The 22,363-nt window shown below is 72.1% G+C and carries 18 protein-coding genes; 11 read left to right on the top strand and 7 right to left on the bottom strand.

Annotation, left to right across the window (positions count from 1 at the left end):
* Window positions 1-3 precede the first annotated feature (3 nt).
* Together FHS29_RS20195 and FHS29_RS20190 are read left to right on the top strand one after the other, a co-directional pair.
* Window positions 4-240: a hypothetical protein gene (locus FHS29_RS20195; RefSeq protein WP_184692655.1), complete on the top strand. Its 237-nt coding sequence runs from the start codon at window positions 4-6 to the stop codon at window positions 238-240.
* A gap of 69 nt (window positions 241-309) precedes the next feature.
* Window positions 310-1,134, top strand: coding sequence for a hypothetical protein (locus tag FHS29_RS20190; protein ID WP_184692654.1), 825 nt, complete (start codon window positions 310-312; stop codon window positions 1,132-1,134).
* Between the two features lie 62 nt (window positions 1,135-1,196).
* On the opposite strand, the gene FHS29_RS20185 is transcribed toward FHS29_RS20190, so the two are convergent.
* From FHS29_RS20185 to FHS29_RS20165, 5 genes are all read right to left on the bottom strand, one after another.
* On the bottom strand, window positions 1,197-1,895 hold the full coding sequence (locus FHS29_RS20185) for a S1 family peptidase (protein ID WP_184692653.1): 699 nt from the start codon (window positions 1,893-1,895) through the stop codon (window positions 1,197-1,199).
* A 71-nt stretch (window positions 1,896-1,966) separates the two neighbouring features.
* Window positions 1,967-3,751 carry a family 20 glycosylhydrolase gene (locus tag FHS29_RS20180; RefSeq protein ID WP_184692652.1) on the bottom strand — a complete coding sequence of 595 codons (1,785 nt, stop codon included), beginning with the start codon at window positions 3,749-3,751 and terminating at the stop codon, window positions 1,967-1,969.
* Window positions 3,752-3,883: 132 nt separating this feature from the next.
* Window positions 3,884-6,550: a helix-turn-helix transcriptional regulator gene (locus FHS29_RS20175; protein WP_184692651.1), complete on the bottom strand. Its 2,667-nt coding sequence runs from the start codon at window positions 6,548-6,550 to the stop codon at window positions 3,884-3,886.
* 10 nt (window positions 6,551-6,560) lie between these two features.
* Window positions 6,561-7,547, bottom strand: a complete 987-nt coding sequence (locus tag FHS29_RS20170; protein WP_184692649.1) for a zinc-binding dehydrogenase — start codon at window positions 7,545-7,547, stop codon at window positions 6,561-6,563.
* Window position 7,548: 1 nt separating this feature from the next.
* Window positions 7,549-8,139, bottom strand: a complete 591-nt coding sequence (locus FHS29_RS20165; protein WP_184692647.1) for an NADPH-dependent FMN reductase — start codon at window positions 8,137-8,139, stop codon at window positions 7,549-7,551.
* A 97-nt stretch (window positions 8,140-8,236) separates the two neighbouring features.
* On the opposite strand from FHS29_RS20165, the gene FHS29_RS20160 reads away from it, so the two are divergent.
* On the top strand, window positions 8,237-9,547 hold the full coding sequence (locus FHS29_RS20160) for an MFS transporter (protein WP_184692645.1): 1,311 nt from the start codon (window positions 8,237-8,239) through the stop codon (window positions 9,545-9,547).
* A gap of 83 nt (window positions 9,548-9,630) precedes the next feature.
* On the opposite strand, the gene FHS29_RS20155 is transcribed toward FHS29_RS20160, so the two are convergent.
* Window positions 9,631-9,846, bottom strand: coding sequence for a hypothetical protein (locus FHS29_RS20155; RefSeq protein ID WP_184692643.1), 216 nt, complete (start codon window positions 9,844-9,846; stop codon window positions 9,631-9,633).
* Window positions 9,847-9,934: 88 nt separating this feature from the next.
* On the opposite strand from FHS29_RS20155, the gene FHS29_RS20150 reads away from it, so the two are divergent.
* The 5 genes from FHS29_RS20150 to FHS29_RS20130 all read left to right on the top strand — a co-directional run bounded on the left by FHS29_RS20150 (window position 9,935) and on the right by FHS29_RS20130 (window position 15,965).
* Window positions 9,935-10,774: a helix-turn-helix domain-containing protein gene (locus FHS29_RS20150; RefSeq protein WP_184692642.1), complete on the top strand. Its 840-nt coding sequence runs from the start codon at window positions 9,935-9,937 to the stop codon at window positions 10,772-10,774.
* Window positions 10,775-10,783: 9 nt separating this feature from the next.
* Window positions 10,784-10,945, top strand: coding sequence for a DUF397 domain-containing protein (locus tag FHS29_RS20145; RefSeq protein ID WP_184692640.1), 162 nt, complete (start codon window positions 10,784-10,786; stop codon window positions 10,943-10,945).
* A gap of 103 nt (window positions 10,946-11,048) precedes the next feature.
* A complete protein-coding gene (locus FHS29_RS20140) occupies window positions 11,049-11,477 on the top strand; it encodes a winged helix-turn-helix transcriptional regulator (protein WP_184692638.1) in 429 nt (142 codons plus the stop codon).
* Between the two features lie 34 nt (window positions 11,478-11,511).
* Window positions 11,512-14,691: an AfsR/SARP family transcriptional regulator gene (locus FHS29_RS20135; protein ID WP_184692636.1), complete on the top strand. Its 3,180-nt coding sequence runs from the start codon at window positions 11,512-11,514 to the stop codon at window positions 14,689-14,691.
* 110 nt (window positions 14,692-14,801) lie between these two features.
* A complete protein-coding gene (locus tag FHS29_RS20130; RefSeq protein WP_184692634.1) occupies window positions 14,802-15,965 on the top strand; it encodes a serine hydrolase domain-containing protein in 1,164 nt (387 codons plus the stop codon).
* A 54-nt stretch (window positions 15,966-16,019) separates the two neighbouring features.
* Here the strand turns inward: FHS29_RS20130 and FHS29_RS20125 are convergent, their stop codons facing one another.
* Window positions 16,020-18,224 carry a terpene synthase family protein gene (locus FHS29_RS20125; RefSeq protein ID WP_184692632.1) on the bottom strand — a complete coding sequence of 735 codons (2,205 nt, stop codon included), beginning with the start codon at window positions 18,222-18,224 and terminating at the stop codon, window positions 16,020-16,022.
* 249 nt (window positions 18,225-18,473) lie between these two features.
* Here FHS29_RS20125 and FHS29_RS20120 point away from each other — a divergent pair, with 249 nt between their 5' ends.
* The 3 genes from FHS29_RS20120 to FHS29_RS20110 are packed head-to-tail and all read left to right on the top strand — an operon-like array spanning window position 18,474 to window position 22,316.
* The gene (locus FHS29_RS20120) at window positions 18,474-19,295 is read left to right on the top strand and encodes an ABC transporter ATP-binding protein (RefSeq protein ID WP_184692630.1); all 822 of its coding nucleotides are present in this window, start codon (window positions 18,474-18,476) and stop codon (window positions 19,293-19,295) included.
* A 17-nt stretch (window positions 19,296-19,312) separates the two neighbouring features.
* Window positions 19,313-20,278 carry an ABC transporter substrate-binding protein gene (locus FHS29_RS20115; RefSeq protein ID WP_184692628.1) on the top strand — a complete coding sequence of 322 codons (966 nt, stop codon included), beginning with the start codon at window positions 19,313-19,315 and terminating at the stop codon, window positions 20,276-20,278.
* 1 nt (window position 20,279) lies between these two features.
* On the top strand, window positions 20,280-22,316 hold the full coding sequence (locus FHS29_RS20110; RefSeq protein WP_184692626.1) for an iron ABC transporter permease: 2,037 nt from the start codon (window positions 20,280-20,282) through the stop codon (window positions 22,314-22,316).
* Window positions 22,317-22,363 lie beyond the last annotated feature (47 nt).

The raw sequence follows: 22,363 nt of genomic DNA, 5'->3' as shown, positions 1-22,363 counted from the left end.
GCCATGAACACGCTCGCCGCTTTAGCTCAATCGTCCGAGACCACCGAGTGGACGCCGCTGGTGGTCGTCATCCTGATGGGCGCGATGGCGCTGCTCCTCGGTCTGGTCAGGCTGCTGCGCCGGGTGCTCGGCCTGATGACCCGCGTGCTCGTGTCGGCGGGCGCGGCCATGACCGGGATCGCCACCATGCTCGCCGCCTGCACCGTGCTGACCACCCTGCTCCTGGTCTACGTGCGCTGACGGGAACCACGTGCGGCAGAGCCCTTTCGACTACGGTGTGCGGGCCCGTACCGAAGGGGGAGTCGCACGATGGACCGGTCACGCAGATCGTCCTCCGGGGGGACCGCCGTCGCGGTGGGCATCACCGCGACCCCCGGGACGACCGCGCTCGCCGAGGCCCACGCGACCGGTCCGCACCGCACGTCCGCCCCGCACCTGCTCGAAGCCGAACAGCTCATCGGCTACCTGTCGCTGCCCACGTGCCCGCTGGCCAACAACACCTACAAGACCCCGGACCAGCCCAACGTGGTGACCTGGGGCTCCCCCGGCGACGCGACGACGTGGTTCAACCAGAGCCAGTGCGCTTCGTTCCAGACCGCCGTGCTCAAGCGCACCTACCGCTGGGCCACGTCGAAGTTCTTCCGCAGGCACTTCGGCCTGTCCAGCCCCTTCGCCCGCGACTACCGGGCCGCCTTCGAGCGCTCCGGCATCCCGCACTTCCGACGCGTGCGCCGGGTGGCGGACCTCAGGCCCGGCGACCTCATCGCCGTCGACTACCGCAACGACCAGGACACCAACACCGGCCACATCGTGATGGTCCGCTCCCTGCGAGGCGTCTACGCGGCCCCGGTGGCGAGCCTGAACTTCCCCGGCGAAACCCAGTACGCCGTGGAGGTCGTGGACTGCACGTCCGAACCCCACGGCCTGCACGGCGTCGGCAGCTACTCCTCCTTCCCCGACAGCCGGATCTTCAACGCCACCGCCAAGATCAACGGCGCGGGCACCGGCCACATGATGTTCTACGCCTCCGACGAGACCGGCGAGTTCACCCGCTACCGGTGGAGCGTGAACACATCGTCCACCGCCACCTACACCGTCGCGCAACGCCCCACGTCCGCCGCCCGGATCAGCTGAGCGCACGCCCGAACGAGACCGGATCCCGGTTCGGGACGTGCCACGCGGCCGAGGTCCTCCGGTCAGAGTCCTGCGACGCTCGTGACCCAGGTCCGGTGCGCCGAGGCGTCGGAGTAGATCGAGGGCCCTTGGCCGCACTGGGGACTGGAGCTCCGGGACGCCGCGCCCGCCAGGTGCCAGACGGTGCCGACCTTCAGCATCGCCGGGCCGCCGGAGTCACCGTGACAGATCCCCCGGCCGTTGCCGCCGATGCAGAGTTCGGCCGCCCCGGTGCCGCAGCGGCTGTCCGGCAGGACGGGAGCGTCCACCTCGTGCAGCCCCAAGGGGAGCGGGTCGGTGCAGGTGGCGCAGGTGCGACCCCAGCCGAGCAGGCGGACGGTGGAGCCGATCGGCACCGAAGACGCCAGGGGGATCGGCTGGTGCGTGACGGGCGCGCGCAAGCGCAGCAGCGCTACGTCGGAGCTCGGGTGCTGGACGATCTGGCTCACGAGTTCGAGGGTGCCGCCGGACGCCCGGTTCGCCGAGCCGACGCGGACTCGGAGGTTCGTGGCGCCGGTGCCGGCGACGCAGTGCTTGGCGGTGAAGATCCAGCCGGGCCGGACCAGGGCGGCGCCGCAGAGGTGACTGCCGCTGGTGTTCTGCAGGGAAGCGGCGAAGGAGTACGCCTGCGAGGCAGGGCCTCCGCCGACGATGTAGGGCGCGGGGTCGGCGGTCGCCGTGGGTGCGACCAGCATCAGCACCGTGACCAGTAGGGCACGCATCAGGGAGTGCCTCCTCGGGTGTGCCGGGAGGCGTGGGTGCCACGCCTCCCGGCTCGGTCGGGCTACACGGACTACACGGCCTGCCAGAGCGCCGGTGCGTTCGGCGGCTCCCAGCCCGGCTGCGAGGTGTGCGGTTGGCGGCACCGGTAGGTGACGCCGTTGTAGGTGACCGTCTGTTCGGTCGGGTAGCTGGTCCATGGTGCCCAGTTGCCGGACGGCACGCCAGAGGTCGTTGTGGTGGTCGTGGTCGAACTCGACGTGGTGGTTCCGCCGTTGTCCCACGGGACCTGGGCCGAACGGTAGAAGTTGATGCCCAGAGCGGACCAGCGCGGGGCCTGTGCGCCCAGGCGGACCTTGAAGGCGTCCCAGTTGTGCGTGGACCACGGCGACCAGCCCAGTTCCGCGATGACCGCGAGACGGGGGAACGCCATGAAGTCGATGTGAGCGGGCGTCACGATCGTCTCCGTCCACAGCGGAGCCTCGACGCCCCGGACGGCCGACTCGGGAACGCCGCCGAGGTGGGTGCCCGGGTTCCAGTTGTAGGCGTCCTGCACCTCGATGTAACCGGCCCAGGACAGGCCCAGCGGCGTGCTGGAGTTGTACTTCATGTCCAGGTACGCCTTGTTGGCCGGGGACATCAGCACCTTCGCGCCGCGCGCGGCGGCGGCCTGGACGACCGCGTTGGACGTCGTGGTGCCCCAGTACTGCGGCACGGCCGAGGTGTCCGTGGTGGTCTTGATGAACTCGTGCCAGCCCATGGGCTTCTTGCCGTACTTGGCGACCAGCGGCAGGACCTTGTTCATGAACGTCTGGTAGTCCTGGTCCGTGGTGGCGCTGGCCTCGTCACCGCCGATGTGGAAGTACGGGCCGGGGGTGAGCGCGGCGATCTCGCGGATCACGTCCTCGACGAACTTGTACGTGACGTCCTTGCCGACGCACAACGAGCTGTAGCCGACCGCGATGTCCGTGCGCAGACCGGGCGCGACCCCGTTGCAGTTGAGCTCGGCGTACGAGGCCAGCGCCGCGTTGGTGTGGCCGGGCAGGTCGACCTCGGGGATGACCGTGATGTGCCGGGACGCCGCGTGGGCGATGATCTCCTGGTACTGCGCCTTGGTGTAGTACCCGCCGGGTCCGCCGCCGACCTGCGTGCTGCCGCCGTGCGTGGCCAGCTTCGGCCAGCTGTCGATCACGATCCGCCAGCCCTGGTCGTCGGTCAGGTGCAGGTGGAGGTAGTTGACCTTGTAGAGGGCCAGCTGGTCGATGTACCGCTTCACCGTGCCGACGGGGTGGAAGTGCCGTGCCACGTCGAGCATCGCCCCGCGGTGGGTGAACCTGGGGTGGTCGGTGATGTTCGCGCCCGGCACCGTCCACGGTCCGGTCTGCGGGGACGGGCTGTCCACCCTGCCGGGCAACAACTGCCGCAACGTCTGGACACCCGCGAACAGCCCGGCCGCCGTGTTCGCGCGGATCGTGATGGTGGCGGTGGTGACGCTGAGCTGGTACCCCTGCTCCCCCACCGTCGACGGCGCTCCACCCAGCAGCAGCGCGATCCCGTCGGTCGGTGTCCCGGTGGTGTCCTCGACCGGGAACGGGTAGCCGGTGGACGGCCTGAGGACGCCGGCCAGGTAGTCGCCGACGCTGTGCGCCGCCGCAGTGGTGTAGATCTTGGTGGTGGCGCTCAACGTGTGCGCGGCACCGGACACCGCCTGCACGGACACCGGTACCGGGACAACGCTCCGGAGCGGTTCGGCCGCCGCGGCCTCGATCGGGTTCGAGCTGACGTTCCACACTACGGTGGCGCCGAGCAGCAACACCAGGACGGCGATTGCGCGCGCCACCCTTGCTTGGAGTTTCACCGTTGGACCTCCTCCGGGGGCAGGCGGCGACCGGCTGGCGTCCAGCGTGCGTACCCGCGCGAGATCATGTCAATGGGTCTAGACCACTTGCCGGCAACGATCCGCGACGATCGGCACCGGGACACGGCCGCGTCACCCGTGGGAGAGGTCGAGCCTGCCCAGTTCGACGCGCGAGGCGACCCCGAGCTTCGGGTACGCCTTGTAGAGGTGGTACCCGACGGTCCTCGGGCTCAGGAACAGCTGCGCGCCGATGTCCCGGTTGCTCAGGCCCTCCGCGGCCAGTCGCACGACCTGGAGCTCCTGCGGCGTCAGGCTGCCCAACGGGTCGGGGCCGGGCCGGGCGCGGCTCTCCCCGGTCGCCCGCAGCTCGGTGCGGGCGCGGGCCGCCCACGGGACGGCACCCAGCCGGTCGAAGGCGTCCGACGCCGAGCGCAGGTGGGTGCGGGCGTCGTTGCGGCGGCGGGCGCGGCGCAGCCATTCGCCGTAGAGGAGTTCGGTCCTGGCCCGTTCCAGCGGGCGGCGGCCGGAGGTCCGGTGCAGCTCGACGGCCTCGGTGAACCACCGCTCCTCGTCGGTGAGCAGCGCCCGGCAGCGCAGGGCGACCGCCCGAGCCCACGTCTGCCCGGTGTGTTCGGCCCATTCGCCGTACCAGGCGGCCGAATCCTCGGCCACGGACGGCTTCCCCACCCGAACCGCCGCCTCCACCAGGTCCGGCAGGCTGGAGATCGCGTAGAGCCGGTGCGCCCCGGCCGCCACCTCCGCCAGCCGCTCCAGCACCGCATCGTGCCGCCCCAACCCCAGGTCCAGCAAGGCCAAGGCGCACGCGGCACGGGTGGAGCGCGGCGGGCCACCGGTCATCGCCGCCACCAACTCCAGGCAGCGTTCCTCGTCGCCCTCGATCGCCGCCAGCTCGGCCAGCACGCTGTGCAGGTACCCCACGCTGAACACCTGGCCGATGTCGGACGCGATCCGCAAGCCTTCCTCGGCGGTGGCCCGGGCGTCGTGCGGCTGTCCCAGGTGCAGCCTTCCCCTCGCCAGGTAGGCCAGCGCCCTGGGCAGCACGCCCAACGCCCCGGCGTCGCGGCTCTCGCGTTCCAGCGCCACCGCCCAGTCGAACGCCGCCTGGTCGTCGCCGAGCACCAGGTGCCACCACGCGACCACCGCGTTGCCCTGCCGCCTGACGCGTTCGGTCGCCAGCAGTTCCCGGATCGCGGCGAGGGCGTCCGCGACGGCGGCCCCCTCCAGGCCGAGAGCCGCACGGGCCAGCGCCCGCACGTCGGACGCGCCGGGCAGCCCGTCGGCCTGCGCCGCGATCCGCCGGACGGCCGCGAAATCCCTTGCCGCCCAGGCGTTCTGGGCTGCCGTGAACAGCAGCTCCTCGGTCAGCTCGAGGTCCTCGTGCACGGCGCACCCCGCCGCCCGTGCCAACACGGTCGCCGCCTCGGCGGAGCGGCCCTGCTCGCCGGCCAGCGACGCCCGGATCCGGGCCACCCGGGCCATCTCCACCGGGTTGTCGAGCAGGTCCGCCGCCTGGTCGGCGAGCAGCCCGGCACGGTCGAACTGCCCCGCCTCCAACGCCGCGCCGGCGGCAGCGGTGAGACGACGACCGCGTTGTGCCACATCGGGACTGAGTGCCGCCGCGCGCTGGTAGGCCGCCGCCACGGCCGCGTACCCGCCCCGACGGCGGGCGTCCTCCGCCGATCGCGCCAGCGCCCGGGCGACGTCCTCGTCCGGAGCGGTGGTGGCGGCAGCCAGGTGCAGGGCACCGCGGTAGGCGTCCTCCGACACGTCCGCCAAGGCCTTGTGCACGGCCAGCCGTCGCGCGAGAGGCGCGCTCTGATAGGCCGCCGCACGGATCAGCGGGTGCCGGAACGTCAGCCTGCCCTCGTCGGAACGCAGGAGCTGGCGCTGTTCCGCCGCTTCCAGGTCCGCCAACCCGGCACCCAGCAGGGAAGCCGCCTTGAACACCACCCCCGGATCGCCGGTGTCGTCGGCGGCGGCCACCAGCAGCAGGTCACGCGTCCCGGCGGGCAGCGCCCCGATCCGGTCGGCGAAGGTCTGCTGGATCCGGCTGTACGTGGGCAGCGCCCCGACCCGGTAGGCGTGCGCCGCCGGCAGGTGGCCTTCCCGCTGTGCCGCGGGGAGTTCCAGCAGCGCCAGCGGGTTCCCCCGTGCCTCCACCACGATCTGGTCGCGCACGTACCGGGGCAGGTCGGCCGCGTGCTCGTCCAGCAACGCCGTCGAGTCCTCCGTGGACAGACCGGTCAACCGCAGTTCGGGCAGGCCGGGGGCCGGGAACGGCGGCGCGTGCAGGTCGCGGGCGGCGAAGATCACCACCACGCCCTCCGCCTCCAGCCGGCGGGCCGCGAAGACCAGCGCGTCGGCCGAACCGGGGTCGAGCCAGTGCGCGTCGTCCACCAGGCACAGCACCGGGCCGTGCTCCGCCAGGTCGGCGAGCAGGGTGAGCACCGCCAGCCCCACCAGGAAGCAGTCGCCGCCGTCCGGCGGGGCCAGCCCGAGTGCCGAGCGCAGCGCCGCCGCCTGGTTCGGCGGCAGCGAACCCGCCTGGTCGACGACCCGGCCCAGCAGCAGGTTCAGCCCGGCGAACGGCACCACCGACTCCGACTCGACCGCCGTGCCGCGCAGCACGCGGAAGTCGTCCGCCGCCACGTGGTCGAGCAGGGCCGACTTGCCGATGCCCGCCTCGCCGCGCACGACGAGCACACCGCTGCGCCCCGCGCGGGCGTCGGCGAGCAGCCGATCGACCACGGCGAGTTCCGAGGACCGCCCGTGCAGCACGTCCACGACCCTAGCCGGCGTCCGGGACGAGGACGACCTTGCCGACCGTGCAGCGGTTCTCCAGCGCCTCGTGCGCCTCGGCGGCCGAGGACAGCGGGAACCGCTGCACCACCGGCGTGAACCGGCCGGAAGCCGCGTCCGCCAGGGCCCGCGACTCCAGCGCCCGCAGGCCACCGGCCCGTTTCGCCACGTGCGGGCCGACCGCCACGGTCGCGCTCAGACCCCGCTCGAACAGGTCCGCGGTGGACAGTTCGGTCGGCTCCCCCGACGACGACCCGAACATGACCACCCGACCGCCGGGCGCCAGCAGCTCCACCGCCCCGCGCCCGTGCGCACCACCGACCCCGTCCAGCACCACGCTCACCTCCCGGCCTCCCAACGCCGATCGCACCTCGTCCGCCCAGTCCGCCCGCCGGTAGTCGACCGCGACCGACGCCCCCGACCGCAGCACGGTCTTCCGCTTCTCCGCACACCCCGCGACCCCGACCACGTGCGCCCCCGCCCGGGACGCGCCCTGCACCAGCAGGTTCCCCACCGCCCCGGCCGCCGCCGTGACCAGCACCACGTCGTCCGGCTCCAGCGCGGCGGCCACCAGCACGCCCACCGCCGTGCTGCCGGTGCAGATCATGGTCACGGCGGCGTCGAACCCGAGCCCCTCCGGCACGACGTGCAGCGCCCCGACCTCCCGCACGGCCAGCTCGGCGTACCCCCCGCTGGCGAGGCCGAGCTGCGTCACCACCCGTTCACCCAGCCACGAGTCGGGCACCCCCGGCCCCACGGTGTCGACCACCCCGGAGACCTCGCTGCCGGGCACCACGGGCAGTTCCGGCAGCGGCAGCGACTTCGCGCAGCCGCGCCGGATCACCGCGTCCACCAGGTGCACCCCGGCGGCCCGCACCGCGATCCGGACCTGACCGGGGCCGGGCTCGGGGTCGTCGGTCTCCTCGTAGCGCAGTTCGGCGGGCGACCCGAACCCGTGCAGTCGGACGGCGCGCACGTCAGGCCCCGTACGGCCGCTTGGAACGCGCCTCGTTCAGCGCGGTGCCCCACCAGACGAGCTGGTCCAGCATGGTCTTCGCGGCCCCGTTCACGCCTTCCGGGTCCAGCGGCGCGCCGTCGTCGTCGAACCGCGACCACGCGCCGTGGAAGCTGACCGTGTCCCGCACCGTCACGGCGTGCAGCTCGGCGAACACCTGCCGCAGCTGCTCCACGGCCCGCAGCCCACCGCCGACCCCGCCGTAGGAGACGAACCCGACCGGCTTGGCCTGCCACTCGGTGTAGTGCCAGTCGATGGCGCTCTTGAGCGGCGCGGGGAAGCTGTGGTTGTACTCGGGCGTGACGACGACGAACGCGTCCGCGTCCGCCAGCCTCGGCGTCACCGCCCTGACCTCCTCGGCGGGTTCCTCGCCGAACCCGTGCAGCACGTCGGGCAGCCCCACCTCGGCCAGGTCGAGCACGTCGACGTCCAGGTCGTCGCGCTCCTTGGCCTGGTCCGCGAACCAGTTCGCCACGACCGGCGCGAACCGTCCCCTGCGGGTGCTCCCGATGATGATCGCCAGCTTGATCACGGTGTTCCCTCCCTCGGACATGACCCGACGCTACGAACCGGGGACACCGGCCGGCATCTGTCACGCGACTGGTCACGTGACGGATTCGACTGGCCGGGCCGACTCGTAGGTTCGGTTCATGACACAGGACGTGCAGGTCAAGACGAGGTGGACGCCCGTGGTGGCGCTCGCGCTGGCCATGCTGGTGGTGACCACCGAGATGACCGTGGCGGCGGTCGCGCTGCCCAGCATGGGTGCCGAACTGGACGTCGGACCGGGTGCGACGGCGTGGGTGCTGCTCGCCTACACGCTGCCGATGGCGGCGATCGCGATCCCGGCCGGGCGGTGGGTGGACCGGACGGACGTGCGGCTCGCGTTCCTGCTCGCGATGGCCGGTGTCGGGGTGGCGAGCGTGCTCACCGCCGTGGCGCCCGCGTTCTGGGTGCTGCTGGTGGGGCGGGCGTTGCAGGGCGTCGCGGCGTCCCTGGTGCTGGCCGGGTACATGCCGATCGTGGTGGCGGCGGTCGCACCGGCGCAGCGCGGGCGGGCCGTGGGGTACGTGATGACGATCATGACCGTCGGCGGGATGGCGGGCGCGCCGCTGGGCGGGTTGGTGGCGGGGGCGTTCGGGTGGCGGGCGGTGTTCCTGATGAAGCTGCCGCTGCTGGTCGTGGTGCTGCTGATGGTGTTCCGGGGGCTGCGCGGGGACGGCCGGGGGTTGCCGTTGCCGGACCGCGGGCTGCTGGTGGAGGCGCTGCTGCTGGGTGGCGCGATCACGGCCGTGCTGCTGGCGTTCCAGGACAGGGCGTGGCTGGTCGCGGTCGGTGTGGTGCTCGCGGTGTGGTGGGGGCGGTTGCCGGCGTCACGCTCGGTGCTGCGGTTGGTGCGGCGGCGGGAGTTCGGGTTGCCGATGACGGCGCTGATGCTGGTCGCGACGCTGGGCGGGCTGTTGTTCCTGCTGGTGCCGTACTTCGTGTCGGACGTGCTGGGCGGGACTCCGGAGGACGTCGGTGTCGCGCTGCTGGTGTTCGTGGCCGGTGTCGGGGCGTTGTCCTCGGTGGCGGGGAACCTGGCCGACCGGTACGGGCCCTGGCTGGTCGCGGTGTCCGGTGCGGTGGTGACCGTGCTCGGGTTGCTGTTGTTGTTGCCGCACATCGGGAGTCTGCTGGACCTGGGCTGGCGGCTGGCGGTCATCGGGGTGGGGCAGGGACTGTTCAACGCCGCCATCAACACGTTGGTGATGTCCGTTGCGCCGGAGGGGATGGAGGGTGCGGCGGGCGGTGTCAGCGCCACCGGGCGGATGGTGGGCTCGACCGTGGGTCCGGCGATCGCCGCTCTGGCAGCGGGTTTGGCGGGGAACGGGGAAACCGGTTTCCGCGTCGGTGTCGCCGTTCTGACCGCCATCGTGGTGATCGGAGCCGGAGTGCTGGCGTTGGGGCGCCCGAGGTAGCGGCGCGTCGAGCAAATCTTTTGGTGACGGCGAATGGCACGAGATGTCGTTGTGCCGGAGTGGGGACCGGGTTGAGCCGACCGTCAGGCCTTGGAGCCGGATCGGACTTCGGCCAGTCCTTCGTTCAGCTTGTCGATCAACTGGGTCATGGCGGCCTCGCCGAGGAGAAGCGAAAGTCCTTCGCTGACACCCAATCCGTGGGCGCTTCGGCCTACGGAGAGGATCAAGGTGCGATCAGCGTTCAACTCGTAGGTGATCTTGGTGTCCTGCTCGATTTCCATGTAAGTGACCAATTCCATGGCCCGAAGGCTAGCGGTAGACATCTACGCAGAACATCGATCGATCGAGTGATATACGTCTACGGGCGATCTCGCTAGTGTTGACCGCATGTTCGAACTGGCCGCACCTTCGGCACTCCAGTGGTTGATCGGGGTAGAGATCGCGCGTTTCCGGAACGAGGCCGGGCTGACGCTCAGCCAACTCTCCGACGCCACAGGTATCGGCAGACCCAAACTCGGCCACATGGAAACCGGTCGGTCGGTTCAATACGCCAACGATATCCGGAGGGTACTCAAGGCCTGCAAGGTCCCCCGCGAGGACATCGACCGGCTGGTCCTGTTGAGCAGCCGGCCGGACGAGGCGGCTTGGATCGGGCCGTGGACCGATGTGGCATCGGACTGGCTGCGCACGTTGGTCGGCCTGGAGTCCTTGGCCCGCAAAGAGTTCGTCTTCGAACCGATCGTCCTGCCCGGCCTCCTGCAAACCGAGGCGTATGCCCGTGCGATGACCGCAGGTGCGAGCCGGGTGCGTCCCGACGCCGGTGAGCGGCTGGTGGAGTTCCGGATGGAGCGCACCCGGTTGCTCACCAAGGACCCTGCGCTGGAGCTGCACGCGGTGATCAACGAGCAGGCCCTCAATCTCTGGGTGGGTGACTGGAGGCTGTTGAACCAGCAGTACGAGCACCTCTTGCGGATGAGCGAGCTGCCGAACGTCACGATCCAGGTCCTGCGGGCACAGGGAGGGCTGCACTCGGCGACCACCGGGCAGTTCATGCTGCTGGACTTCGCCGAAGCGCGCTCGATCGTCTACGTCGAGATCCAGGATGCCGGCATCTTCGTGGACGACGCGCGCCGCGTTCACACGTATACGCTGAGTACGGAGAGCCTCAAACGGGTCGCGCTGTCGCCTGCCGAGAGCGTGACTCTGATCCATTCGCTGATCACGTAGGAGTTCGCTATGTGGCGTACCAGCAGCTACAGCTCCGAGAACGGCAGCTGTGTCTCCGTCCGCTTCCCCTCGGCCGGTCCGGTTGCCGTGCGCGACTCGAAGCACCCCTCCGGCCCGCAGCTCGCGTTCCCCGAGAACGCGTGGGCCGCGTTCCTCCAGCACCGGAAGTGACAGCGACAGGCCGGGGCGACGACCACCCCGGCCTGCTCGCTCCCTCCCCGCTCACCACCTGCCGCTCGGGTAAGTTGGAAAACAGGACCGAGGGAGGAGGAGCATGGCGGCCCGGGAGTGCTCGATCGCGAACGCGCTGGCGGTGGTCGGCGAGCGGTGGAGTCTGCTGGCGATCCGGGAGGTCATGTTCGGCGTGCGGCGGTTCGACCAGATCGCCCGCAACACCGGTGCCAGCCGCGACATCCTGACCACCCGGCTGCGCAAGCTGGTCGACGTCGGGCTGCTCGAACGGGAGCGGTACGAGGAGCACCCGCCGCGCTACGAGTACGTGCTCACCGAGTCCGGTCAAGCGCTGCACACCGTGCTGCTCGCCCTCATGGACTGGGGCGACCGCCACATCACCCGAGGCGAACCGCCCACCGTGCTGGAACACACCTGCGGCCACACCCTGCACCCGCTCACGGTGTGCGCGCACTGCCACGAACCCGTCGTGCCCGGCGGGACGACGGTCGTGCGGATGCACCAGCCCTGATCGCTCACGCTACGAGGAAGGGCGCACTGGGGCCATGCGGGTGGAAGTGCTGGGCCCGGTCCGGGTCTTCGGCGACGACGGCGCACCGGTCGAACTCGCGGGCGCGAGGCTGCGCATGTTGCTGGGCAGGCTCGCGCTGTCCGCGGGCGAGGCGGTGTCGTCCGACGCGCTCATCGAGGACATCTGGGGAACCGGATCCTCTGCCGGCACCGCGAACACGCTGCACGCGTTGGTGCACCGGCTGCGGCGGGCGCTGCCGGACGCCGGGGTGGTGGAGTCGCCCGCGGTGGGCTACCGGCTCGCCCTCCCGGCCGACGGCGTGGACGCGCACCGGTTCGAGGTGCTGGCCGCGCGGGGCAGGCGTGAGCTGGCGGCGGGTGAGCCCGGTCGGGCGGCGGCGACGCTCGGGGACGCGCTCGCGCTGTGGCACGGGTCCGCGTTCGAGGACGTGCTCGCGGCCCCGTACGCCGGGACGGCCGGTGTGCGGCTGGAGGAACTGCGGGCAGCGGCCCGGGAGAGCCGCTTCGAAGCGGAACTGCGCCTGGGCCGGCACGCCGAGGTGCTGCCCGACGTGGAGGCGGCGTGCGCGGCCAACCCGCTGCGGGAACGCCTGGCCGCGTTGCGGATGCGCGCCCTGTGCGCGGCAGGCCGCCAGTCGGACGCGCTCGCCGTGTACGAGGACGTCAGGGCCAGGCTCGCCGACGAACTCGGTGTCGATCCTTCCGCCGAGCTGCGGCAGACCCACGTGGCGGTGCTGCGCGGCGAACTCGACCGACCGGTGGCGGCCCCGGCCCGGTCCGCGCCGGGTCGGCTGCCGTCGCGGTTGACCTCGTTCGTCGGCCGTGCCGACGAGTTGGAGCTGCTGGCCGAGCTGCTGAAGACCTCCCGGCTGGTCACCGTGGTCGGCCCGGGTGGCGTGGGGAAGACCCGGCTGGCGGTGGAGGCGGCGTCCCGGCACCCGGCGCGGCGCGACGGCCGGCTCTGGCTCGTCCCGCTGGCCGGGGTCGAGAGTCCGCAAGGGGTGGCCGGCGCGATCCTCGGCGCCCTCGGCGCGGGTGCCGGTCAGCCCGCCGGCCCCGTCCCCGCCGACCCGCTGGACCGGGTGGCCGAGCTGCTCGGCGGGGACGAGGCCGTGCTGGTCCTGGACAACTGCGAGCACGTCGTCGCCGAGGTGGCCCGGACCGCCCGGCGGCTGCTGGAGGCGCGGCCGCAGCTGACCGTCCTGGCCACCAGCCGGGAATCGCTGGAGGTCATGGGTGAGGCGTCGGCCCGCCTCGGGCCGCTCGACGTCCCGCCCGAGGGCGCGGACCCGGTCGACGCCGCCGAGTCGACCGCGGTGCGGCTGTTCCTGGATCGCGCGGCGGCCGTCCGGCCCGGTTTCACGCTCGACGAGTCCACCGCGGAGCCGGTGGTGGACGTGGTGCGCCGGCTCGACGGCCTGCCGCTCGCCGTGGAACTGGCGGCGGCGCGGCTGCGGTCGATGGGCATCGGCCAGATCGCCCGGCGGCTGGACGACCGGTTCCGGCTGCTGTCCACGGGCAACCGGGCGGCGCAGCCCCGACAGCGCACCCTGCGCGCGGTGATCGGGTGGAGCTGGGAGCTGCTGACCGACCGGGAACGGGTGCTGGCACGGCGGCTGGCGATCTTCCCCGCCACCACCGCGGTCGACGCGGTCGAGGCGGTCTGCGCGGACGGGCGGCTGCTGGTGTCCGAGGACGTGTTCTACGTGCTCGGCTCGCTGGTCGACAAGTCGCTGGTGGAGCAGCGCGGCGACGGCTACCGGATGCTGGAGAGCATCCGCGCCTTCGCGATCGACGAGTTGTCGCGGGCCGGTGAGCGGGAGGCGGTCCGGGACCGGTTCACGCGCCACTTCGCCGCGCTGGCCGCCGAGCACGAGCAGTCGGTGCGATCCCACGACCAGCCGTCGTCGCTGGTGCTGCTCGCGGCCGAGTACGACAACCTGGTGTTCGCGCTGCGGTCGGCGATCGACGGCGGTGACCCGTCCGCCGCGGTGCGGCTGCTCGGCCTGTTGCACTGGTATTGGTACGTGGTGCGCTACGACGCCCGTGCGGAGTCCTTCACCGCCGAGGCGCTCGCGTTCGGCGACGCGCTCCCCCGCGACGCGCGGGCCGCCTTCACCGCGATCGACGCCCTGATCGGCGAAAGCGCTCCGACCACCGACCCCGAACGGGTGCGTGTTCTGATCGCCGACTGTTCAGCCGGCGGCGCCCTGGAGCGGTACCCGCTGCTGCTGATGGTGACGCTGCCCATCGCGCACCAGCTGGGTCTTGGCGAACTGGTCGACGCCGAGATCCGCCGGGTGCGCAGCCGTCCGGACAGTTGGGCCCGAGCCTGCATGGCGCTGCTGGAGGGCGTCATCGCCAGGGACGGCGGGGACTGGGAGGCCATGACCACCGCACCCGGGCGGGCGGCCCGCGAGTTCGCCGACACCGGCGACCGGCTGTGGACGGCGGTGTCGCTGGCCGTCCGGGCGGGCGTCCACTCCGTGCGGGGCGATCACCACGCGGCGGTCGCCGACCTGGAGCGCGGCATCGCGCTGACCGCCGGGGCCGGCTCGCAGGACGAGGTCTCGTTCCTGGTGGCGCTGGCCACCGTGCGGATGCGTGCCGGCGACCTGGACGACGCCCGGCGCGACGTCGACGCCGCCGAGCGGCTGGCACGGGAGCGCGGCGGGCGGTACACGGAGCAGGTCGAGGTGCTGCGGGGCCGCGCCGAGCTGCACCGCCGCTCCGGCCACCCGGATCGGTCGGAGCGGGCGCTGGACCGGCTGGCGGAGCTGGCGCGCCGGTCGCGGTCCGCGGACCTGGAGGGCTCGCTGGCGCCGGCCCGGATGGCGCTGCGGCTGACGACCGGGGACGCCGCGCGGGCCCGCGAGCTGCTGCCCGCCGCGATCCGGGCGGCCCGGACCGACGGCGACCCCGCCTCGGCCGCGCAGCAGCTGGCCCACCTGCTGTTCCTCGAAGCCGACCTCTCCGGCGCGGCGACCGCCCTCGGCATGAGCCAGGCCATTCGCGGTGCGTTCGACGACGGCGACCCGGAGCTGCGGGAGCTGGCCGCCGAACTCACCCGGCGACTCGGCCGGCGCGGCTACGACGCGGCGTACCGCGCGGGCGTCCGACAGGCCCGTCCCGACGCGATCGCCCGCCTCGACGCCCTCGCGACCCGGCCTCACACGCCCACCTCGGCCGGATAAGCGCCGTGTAAGACCGATGTCATCGCGGACGCGCACCGTTGGGTCGAACGAGACAACGGTTGACCGTCCGGCGATCGCGTCGGGACGGTTCCGATCCGAGAGGAACCGACATGGCACACGTCGAAAGCCCGGGACGTCAGAAGGTGCGCGACGCCATGGACTCGGCGGTGAACGACCTGGGTGCTCCCAGCGTCGTCGTCCAGGTACGGGACGAGAACGGGACCTGGTTCGGCTCCGCCGGACTGGCCGACACCGTCACCGGCGCCCGGCGGGTGCCGGGTGAACAGCTGCACACCGGCAGCATCTCCAAGGCGTACACCGCCGCCACGGTGTTGCGGCTGGAGGCCGAGGGACGGTTGGGCATCGAGGACACGGTGGACCACTGGCTGCCGGGCGCGATGGCCGAGAACGGCTACGACGGCACCAAGGTCACCATCCGGCACCTGCTGTCCAACACCAGCGGCCTGTTCTCCACCGGCATGGCCGTGGAGGCGCAGCGCCGCTACTCGATCCGCTCCGCGTTCGCCGAGCACCGCTTCGACGTCCACCGGCCCGAGGACGCGCTGAAGCTCGCCCTGTCGCAACCGCCGGTCCACCGGCCGGGAGAGGCGTTCTGGTACTCCAACGGCGGTTTCGCCTTCGCCGCGGCGATCGTGGAGAAGGTCACCGGCAACAGCTTCGAGTCCGAGGTCGACCGGACCGTCGTGCGACCGCTGGGGCTGGCGCACACGTTCGCGCGCCACCGCGAGGAGACCGGCTACCGGGGCCGTCACCCGCGGGCCTACTCGAAGGTGTTCCTCAAGGAAGGCGTGCGACCCGAGGACGTCACGCCGGACAACTGGCCCTCCATGATGGAGGACCCGGACCTCGCACCCCTGGACACCACCGAGTTCAACTCGTCATGGGGTTGGGGTGCGGCCAACGTCGTGGCGCCGCTGGACGAGCTGATCGTGTTCTTCGACGCGATGATCACCGGCAGCCTGCTGCCGGCCGACCAGCACCGCCGGATGTGGACCACGGTCTCCACCGAGGGCGCGCACTGGCTGGCGAACACCCGCTACGGCCTGGGGCTGTACGAGCTGACCCTGTCCAACGGCCTGAAGCTGCGCGGTGGCACCGGTCAGAGCGTGGGCACGTGCACCTTCGTCATGGGCACGACCGACGGCAGGCACACGCTGGCCGTCCACACCAACAACGACTGGCTGTCATTCCCGGTCCTCGACAAGGTCATCGAGGCCGAGTTCGGGGCGTCGGGTTTCAGCCTGGACCTCTGACGGACGGGACCGGCCCGGCCCGGTGGGAGCCGGGCCGGGCGGGCGGTGCTCCCGTCACCGGTTGCCCACCAGGATGCGGGTGGAGCCGGTGCCGAGTCCGGTCGGCCCCCGGAACGCCTGCGGCGTGACGGTTCCCCGGTCGGCGAAGTGGCGGGACAGGCTCTCCTGGTCGTACCGGCGCACCTTCTCGTGCCAGTTCAGGATGCCCGCCATCCAGTCCTGCAACTCCCTGGTGTACCGGGTGAGCGCCCGCCGCACGTCCGGTGCCAGGGCGAACTCCTCGAACAGCGCGGGCAGCTCCCGCGCCACCGAGTGCCGGAACTGCCGCAGCCGCTGGTTGGCCAGGTCGACCACCAGCGCGTAGGCCCGCTGGACGTCCAGGTCCAGGAAGTTCTGCGTCACCAGCACCAGGTTGTGCACCTCGCCCTCGTACTGGATCTCCTTGCGGTACGAGTACAGGTCGTTGGTCAGGGTGGCGTAGTCGATCGCCGAGTTCTCGATGTTGCGGATCGCCCGGGTCCGGTAGATCTCCGGCGGCACCAACCCGCCGTGCCCGAGCCGGGCCAGGCTCATGGTCAGGTCGGAGCCGAACGTCTGGCGGCGCATCTCGATGTAGTCGACCGGGTCCGGCACGCGGTGCTCGTGCATGTTCTTCAGTTCCCACAGCCAGCTGTCCAGCATCGCCTCCACCGCGGCGCGGAACTGCTCGCGGTTCGCCCGCGGCATGTCGGCCGTGGTGCGCCCCCAGGCGTCGGCGAGGCCGCGCTCCAACGGGCTCACCGCGTTGATCGGCGCGGGGCCGGCCACCGGCATCAGCTGCCTGAGCCGCGCGGTGGCCACCTTCGCCGCCGGCATGTCACCCGGACGACCGAACACGCGGGGGTAGTAGTCGTCGCCGTAGGTGCCCCAGGTCAGCCACAGCGCGGAGATCTCCAGCTCCGCCGGCGTGGCCGTCGGGTCGATGCCCGCCGAGCACAGCGCGAGGTCGTAGTCCCACGCCTTCTCCTCGGTCCACACGCCTTCGTCGAGCATCCCCATCTCGCCGGCCCACCGCACGCCCTTCGCCTGCGCGTCCGCCGCGTGCGGACTGATCGCGAGCGGGAACGGCATGTCCAGCGCGGGCTTCGGCAGCGGCGGGACCGTGGCGAACGGCACGTGCGTGAAGCCGCGCAGGCGCTGCGGGGCGGTGTCGAGCAGGGACTTCAGGGCCCGGGTGCCCAGCCCCGTGGGGCCGCCCAGCACCGGGTTCGCGCCGAGAGCGCCCTCGTTCATGTAGCGGCTCGACCGCAGGTGCCACTCGTGGCCGCCGGACTGCCAGTCCTGCAGGCCCTTCACGTACGCCATGACCGCGAGCCGCCCGGCCGGGTCGATGCCGTTCTCGTCCAGCAGCGACGGGACCTCGGTCAGCGCGGTGTGCTCGAACTGGTGCAGCCGGGACGTGAGCAGGTCGTTCACCGCCTCGGCGGCCTCCTGCGTGGGGATGTCCAGGAACTTCTCCAGCACCAGGACGCCGTTGCTCAGCTCGCCCTCGTCCAGCACTTCGCGCTCGTAGGAGAACAGGTCGTTGCGCAGGTGCACGGCGTCGGAGAAGGTGTCGCGGAGCACGCCCAGCGGGCGGGTCAGCGCGATCCGCGCGGGCACCTCCAGGCCGGTGACGTGCTCGACCAGGTTCGCGCTCCACGGCGCGCCGCCCACCTTGCGGCGCATCTCGATGTACTCGATCGGGTTGGACAGGCGTCCCTCGGAGATGTTGAGCAGCTCCCACATCGACTCGTCGAGCAGGTGCTTGGTGTTGTCGGCGAAGCGCTTGCGCCAGTCCGCGGAGTGCGCGGGGACCGTGCGTTCCCACAGGTCCTTCAGGCCCTTCTCGACCGGGTTGGTCGGCTCCGCGGTGATCACGCCGTCCACCGGCATGAACAGCGGGAGGCGGTCCAGGTAGGCCTTCGCGCCCCGGATGTCGTCCGGGTTGCGCTTGTAGAGCTCGACGAAGTGGTCGTCGAAGTAGAAGACCCAGACGTACCAGTCGGTGACCAGGTCCAGGTCGTCCGCCGTGGCGTCCGGGTGGGTGTACGCGCAGAGCAGCGCGTAGTCGTGCGAGTCGAGGTCGTGGTCGGTCCAGATCACCGTGCCGTGCTGCGGGACGTCGATGAAGTCCATCCGGTGCGCCCACGCCTTGCTGTGCGCTCGCGCCCGCTCCAGGTCGGGGTTCAGCCGCGCCGGATGGGGCAGGTAGAACTCCGGCAACTGGAACGGCTGCATCGGCCGGCACCTTCCTGTTGGACGACTACGGGAAGTACGCAACCAGTCGCGGACCGGATAGGCCAAGCCCTCCAGCGCCGGTTCAACCCGTTCGGGCAGTCATGTCCCTCCAGTGGCTCAACGCGGTAGTGCCCAGCGTGTCCGCACTTCACGGCCTCGGTTCACCCGCCGTGAGTGATCGACTCCGCCATTGAGTGCAGTAGATCACGCCCGTATGGGCCATACCTCTCATTAGGTTAGGCTCACCTCATGTCGAATGGCGATGGCGCTCTGCTGGCCGGTCGCGGTCTGGTGCTCGCGCACCACGACCGGACCGTGGTGCACGGCGTGTCGCTGGAACTGCGCGAAGGCACGGTGACCGCGCTGGTGGGGCCCAACGGCTCCGGCAAGTCGACGGTGCTGCGGTCGCTGGCGCGCCTGCACAAGCCGAAGACCGGCGACGTGCACCTCGGCGAGCGCCGGGTGTGGCACGGATCGGCCTTGTCCGGCAAGGAGTTCGCCCGCAGCGTCACGCTGCTCACCCAGCAGCGGCCCACGCCGTCCGGGGTCTCGGTGCGCGACGTGGTGGCCTACGGCCGCCACCCCTACCGCTCCGGCTGGCGGGGCGTCGACGTGGACGGTGCCGCCGCGATCGACCGGGCCATGGCGTTGACCGGCGTGTCCGCGATGGCCGGGCGCGGCGTCGACGAGCTGTCCGGCGGTGAGCTGCAGCGGGTGTGGCTGGCCTCCTGCCTGGCCCAGCAGACCTCCGTCCTGCTGTTGGACGAGCCCACCAACCACCTCGACCTGCGCTACCAGGTCGAGGTCCTCGACGTCGTCCGCGACCTCGCCGACGACCACCGGGTGGCGGTCGGCGTGGTGCTGCACGACCTGGACCACGCCGCGATCATCGCCGACCGGGTGGTGCTGCTGAGCGAAGGCCGGGTCGTCGCGAGCGGCGACGTCGGCGACGTGCTGACCACCGGGCACCTCACCCGCGCGTACGGCGTCACGGTGCACGTCGCCAACGACCCCGTCACCGGCGCGATCCACTGCCGTCCGCTCGGCAGGCACACGCCCCGCCCCGTCTGAAGGAACAACGGAGAACCATGCGCATCCCTGCTCTGATCGCGGCTGCCGCGATCGTGCTGACCGCCTGCGGCACGACGGAGACCCCCTCCTCCCCGAGCGGGACGAACGCCGCCGGCGGACCGGTGACGGTCACCGATTCGCGGGGCAAGGCCGTCGAGCTGGAGGCCGCCGCCAAGCGGGTCGTCGCGCTGGAGTGGGCCGAGGCCGAGACCGTCACCTCGCTCGGCGTCATGCCGGTCGGCGTGGCGGACACCGCCGGCTACCGGACGTGGAACTCCGTGGCGCCGCTCGACGACTCGGTCAAGGACATCGGCAAGCGCAACGAACCCAGCGTGGACGCCATCGTCGCGCTCGACCCCGACGTGATCATCATGGCGTCCGGCCGGGACACCACCCTGGTGGGGCAGCTGGAGAAGTACGTCCCCGTGATCGTGACGAAGGCCAGTGACGCCGCGCGCAACCTCGACCGGCTGCGGGACGACGTCCGGATGATCGCCAAGGCGGTCGGCAAGTCCGCCGAGGGCGACAAGCTGCTGTCCGACCTGGACACCAGGCTGGCCGACGGCAGGAAGGCAGTGGAGGCCAAGGGCGTGACCGGCACGCCGTTCGTGATGGCGGACGGCTGGCTGGAGGGCAGCACGGTCAACATCCGGCCGTTCGGCAAGGGATCGCTGGTCTCCGACGCCGCCGAGCAGGTCGGCCTGAAGAACGCCTGGACCGGGCAGGTCGACCCGCAGTGGGGTCTGGGCCAGACCGACGTCGAGGGCCTGACCTCGCTGACCGACCCGAAGACCGTGCTGTTCTACAGCGCCTCCGAGGAGGACGTGTTCACCACCGGCCTGGCGCAGAACCCGGTGTGGCAGCGGCTGCCGTTCGTGACCTCGCGGAAGATCGTCCGGCTGGCGCCGGGCACCTGGACGTTCGGCGGACCCAGGTCGGTCGGCCACGTCGCCGACCAGCTGGTCGAGGCCGTCACCGCCTGACGTGTTCCGGACCACCGCCGTGACGGCGGGGATCGTGGTGCTCATCGCCGCGCTCTCCGCCGTCCACCTCACCCAGGGCACGTCCGCGACCGGCGTGCTCGACGTGCTCGAAGCCGTTGTCGGGCAAGGCGACGCGGAAACGCTCGCGGTGCTCGCCGGCTCCCGTGTGCCACGCCTGCTGACCGCGCTGCTGCTCGGTGTCGCGCTCGGCGTGGCGGGCGCGGGGATGCAGTCGGTGGCGCGCAACCCGTTGGCGTCACCGGACACGCTCGCCGTCAACGCGGGCGCGCACCTGGCCGTGGTGGCGATCGCGGCGTTCGGCGTCAGCCTGCCGACGCTGCCCGCCGGAGCCGCCGCGTTCGTCGGCGGGCTGGGCGCGGCGGCGGCGGTGCTGGGGCTCTCCGGTGGTGGTTCGGCCAGTCCGCGGCTGGTGCTGGTCGGCTCGGCGGTCGCGCTGACGTTGCAGTCGCTGACCATCCTGCTGCTGCTGATGTACGAGCAGGAGACGACCGGGCTGTTCGCGTGGGGCAGCGGCTCGCTGACCGTCAGCGACCTCGACGCCACCGCGCGGATGACGCCGGTCGTGGCGGTCGCGGTGGTGGCGCTGATCGCGATGGGGCGGTCGCTGGACGTCCTCGCGCTGGGCGACGACAACGCGACCGTGCTCGGCCTGCGCGTGCGGCGGACCAGGATCGGCGCGGTGCTGCTGACCGTGGCGCTGACGGCGGCGGCGGTGACCGTCGCCGGGCCGGTCGGGTTCGTCGGGCTGTGCGCCCCGGTGATCACCCGGCTGCTGATCCCGCTGGCGCCGGGGCTCGGCAGGCACCGGGTGCTGCTGCCGGTGTCCGGGCTGGTCGGTGTGCTGCTGGTGATCGGCGCGGACGTGCTGCTGCGCGCGGTCATGGGTTCGGCCGAGGCGCTGCGCGTGCCGACGGGCGTCACCACGACGATCCTCGGTGCGGTCGTGCTGATCTGGCTCGCCCGGCGGGGCCGTTCGTCGGCTGGGCACTCGGGGCGGCAGGCGCCCGCCGGGCGGGTCGGCGTGGCCGGGTCGCGGGGCAGGCTGGTGGCGGTCGGCGTGGTGCTGGCCGCGCTGCTGGCCGCCGCGCCCGTGGTCGGGCTGATGTCCGGCGATCGGCTGGTGCTGCTGGGCGATCTGCTGAACTGGTTCGCCGGGCGCACCGGTACCGCGCTGACCTTCGTGCTGGACCAGCGGCTCCCGCGCGTGCTGGCCGCGCTGGCGGCGGGCGCGGCGCTGGCCGTGTCGGGCTGCGGCATCCAGTCCGTGAGCCGGAACCCGTTGGCGGAACCGGGTCTGCTCGGCATCACCGCCGGGGCCGGGGTGGGTGCCATCACGCTGATCACGGTCGTGCCACTGGCCGGGGCGTGGTCCATCGCGGGCGCGGCGGGGATCGGCGCGATGGTGGCGTTCGGCCTGGTCTACGGCCTGGCGTGGCGTTCCGGACTGGCACCGGACCGGTTGGTGGTCATCGGCATCGCCATGTGGTCGGGCGGGATGGCCCTGATCACGCTGCTGATCGTCACCTCGGACCCGTGGAACACCGCGAAGGCGTTGACCTGGCTGTCCGGCTCGACCTACGGGCGGACCCTGGAGCAGGTGCTGCCGGTCGCGCTGTCCCTGGTGGTGCTGACGCCGCTGCTGTGGGCGCGGCACCGGGAACTGGACCTGCACAGCCTCGACGACGACACCCCGCGCGTGCTGGGGATGCGGGTCGAGCGGTCACGGCTGGCGATCCTGGTCGCGGCGGGGATCCTGGCGGCCACGGCGGTGTCCGCGATCGGCGTGGTGGTGTTCGTCGGCCTCGTCGCGCCGCACCTGGCCCGGTCGCTCGTCGGCGGCAGGCACTCGCGGGTGCTCCCGGTGGCGGCGGCCATCGGCGCGGTGCTGGTCAGCGCGGCGGACACGTTGGGCCGCACCGTGATCGCACCCGCGCAGGTGCCCGCCGGGCTGGTCATCGCGCTGGTCGGCACGCCGTACTTCGTGCTGGTGCTGTGGCGCACCAGGGAAGCCCGCTGACCCCGCTCTCCAACCCTCGGCTCGCTGACCTGCTCGGCTGGTCGCCG

Origin of the sequence: Saccharothrix tamanrassetensis, assembly GCF_014203665.1 — a bacterium.
Taxonomy (GTDB): Bacteria; Actinomycetota; Actinomycetes; order Mycobacteriales; family Pseudonocardiaceae; genus Actinosynnema; species Actinosynnema tamanrassetense.
Note: the sequence above shows the minus strand (reverse complement) of the source record. Positions and strands in the feature narration are given on the sequence as shown.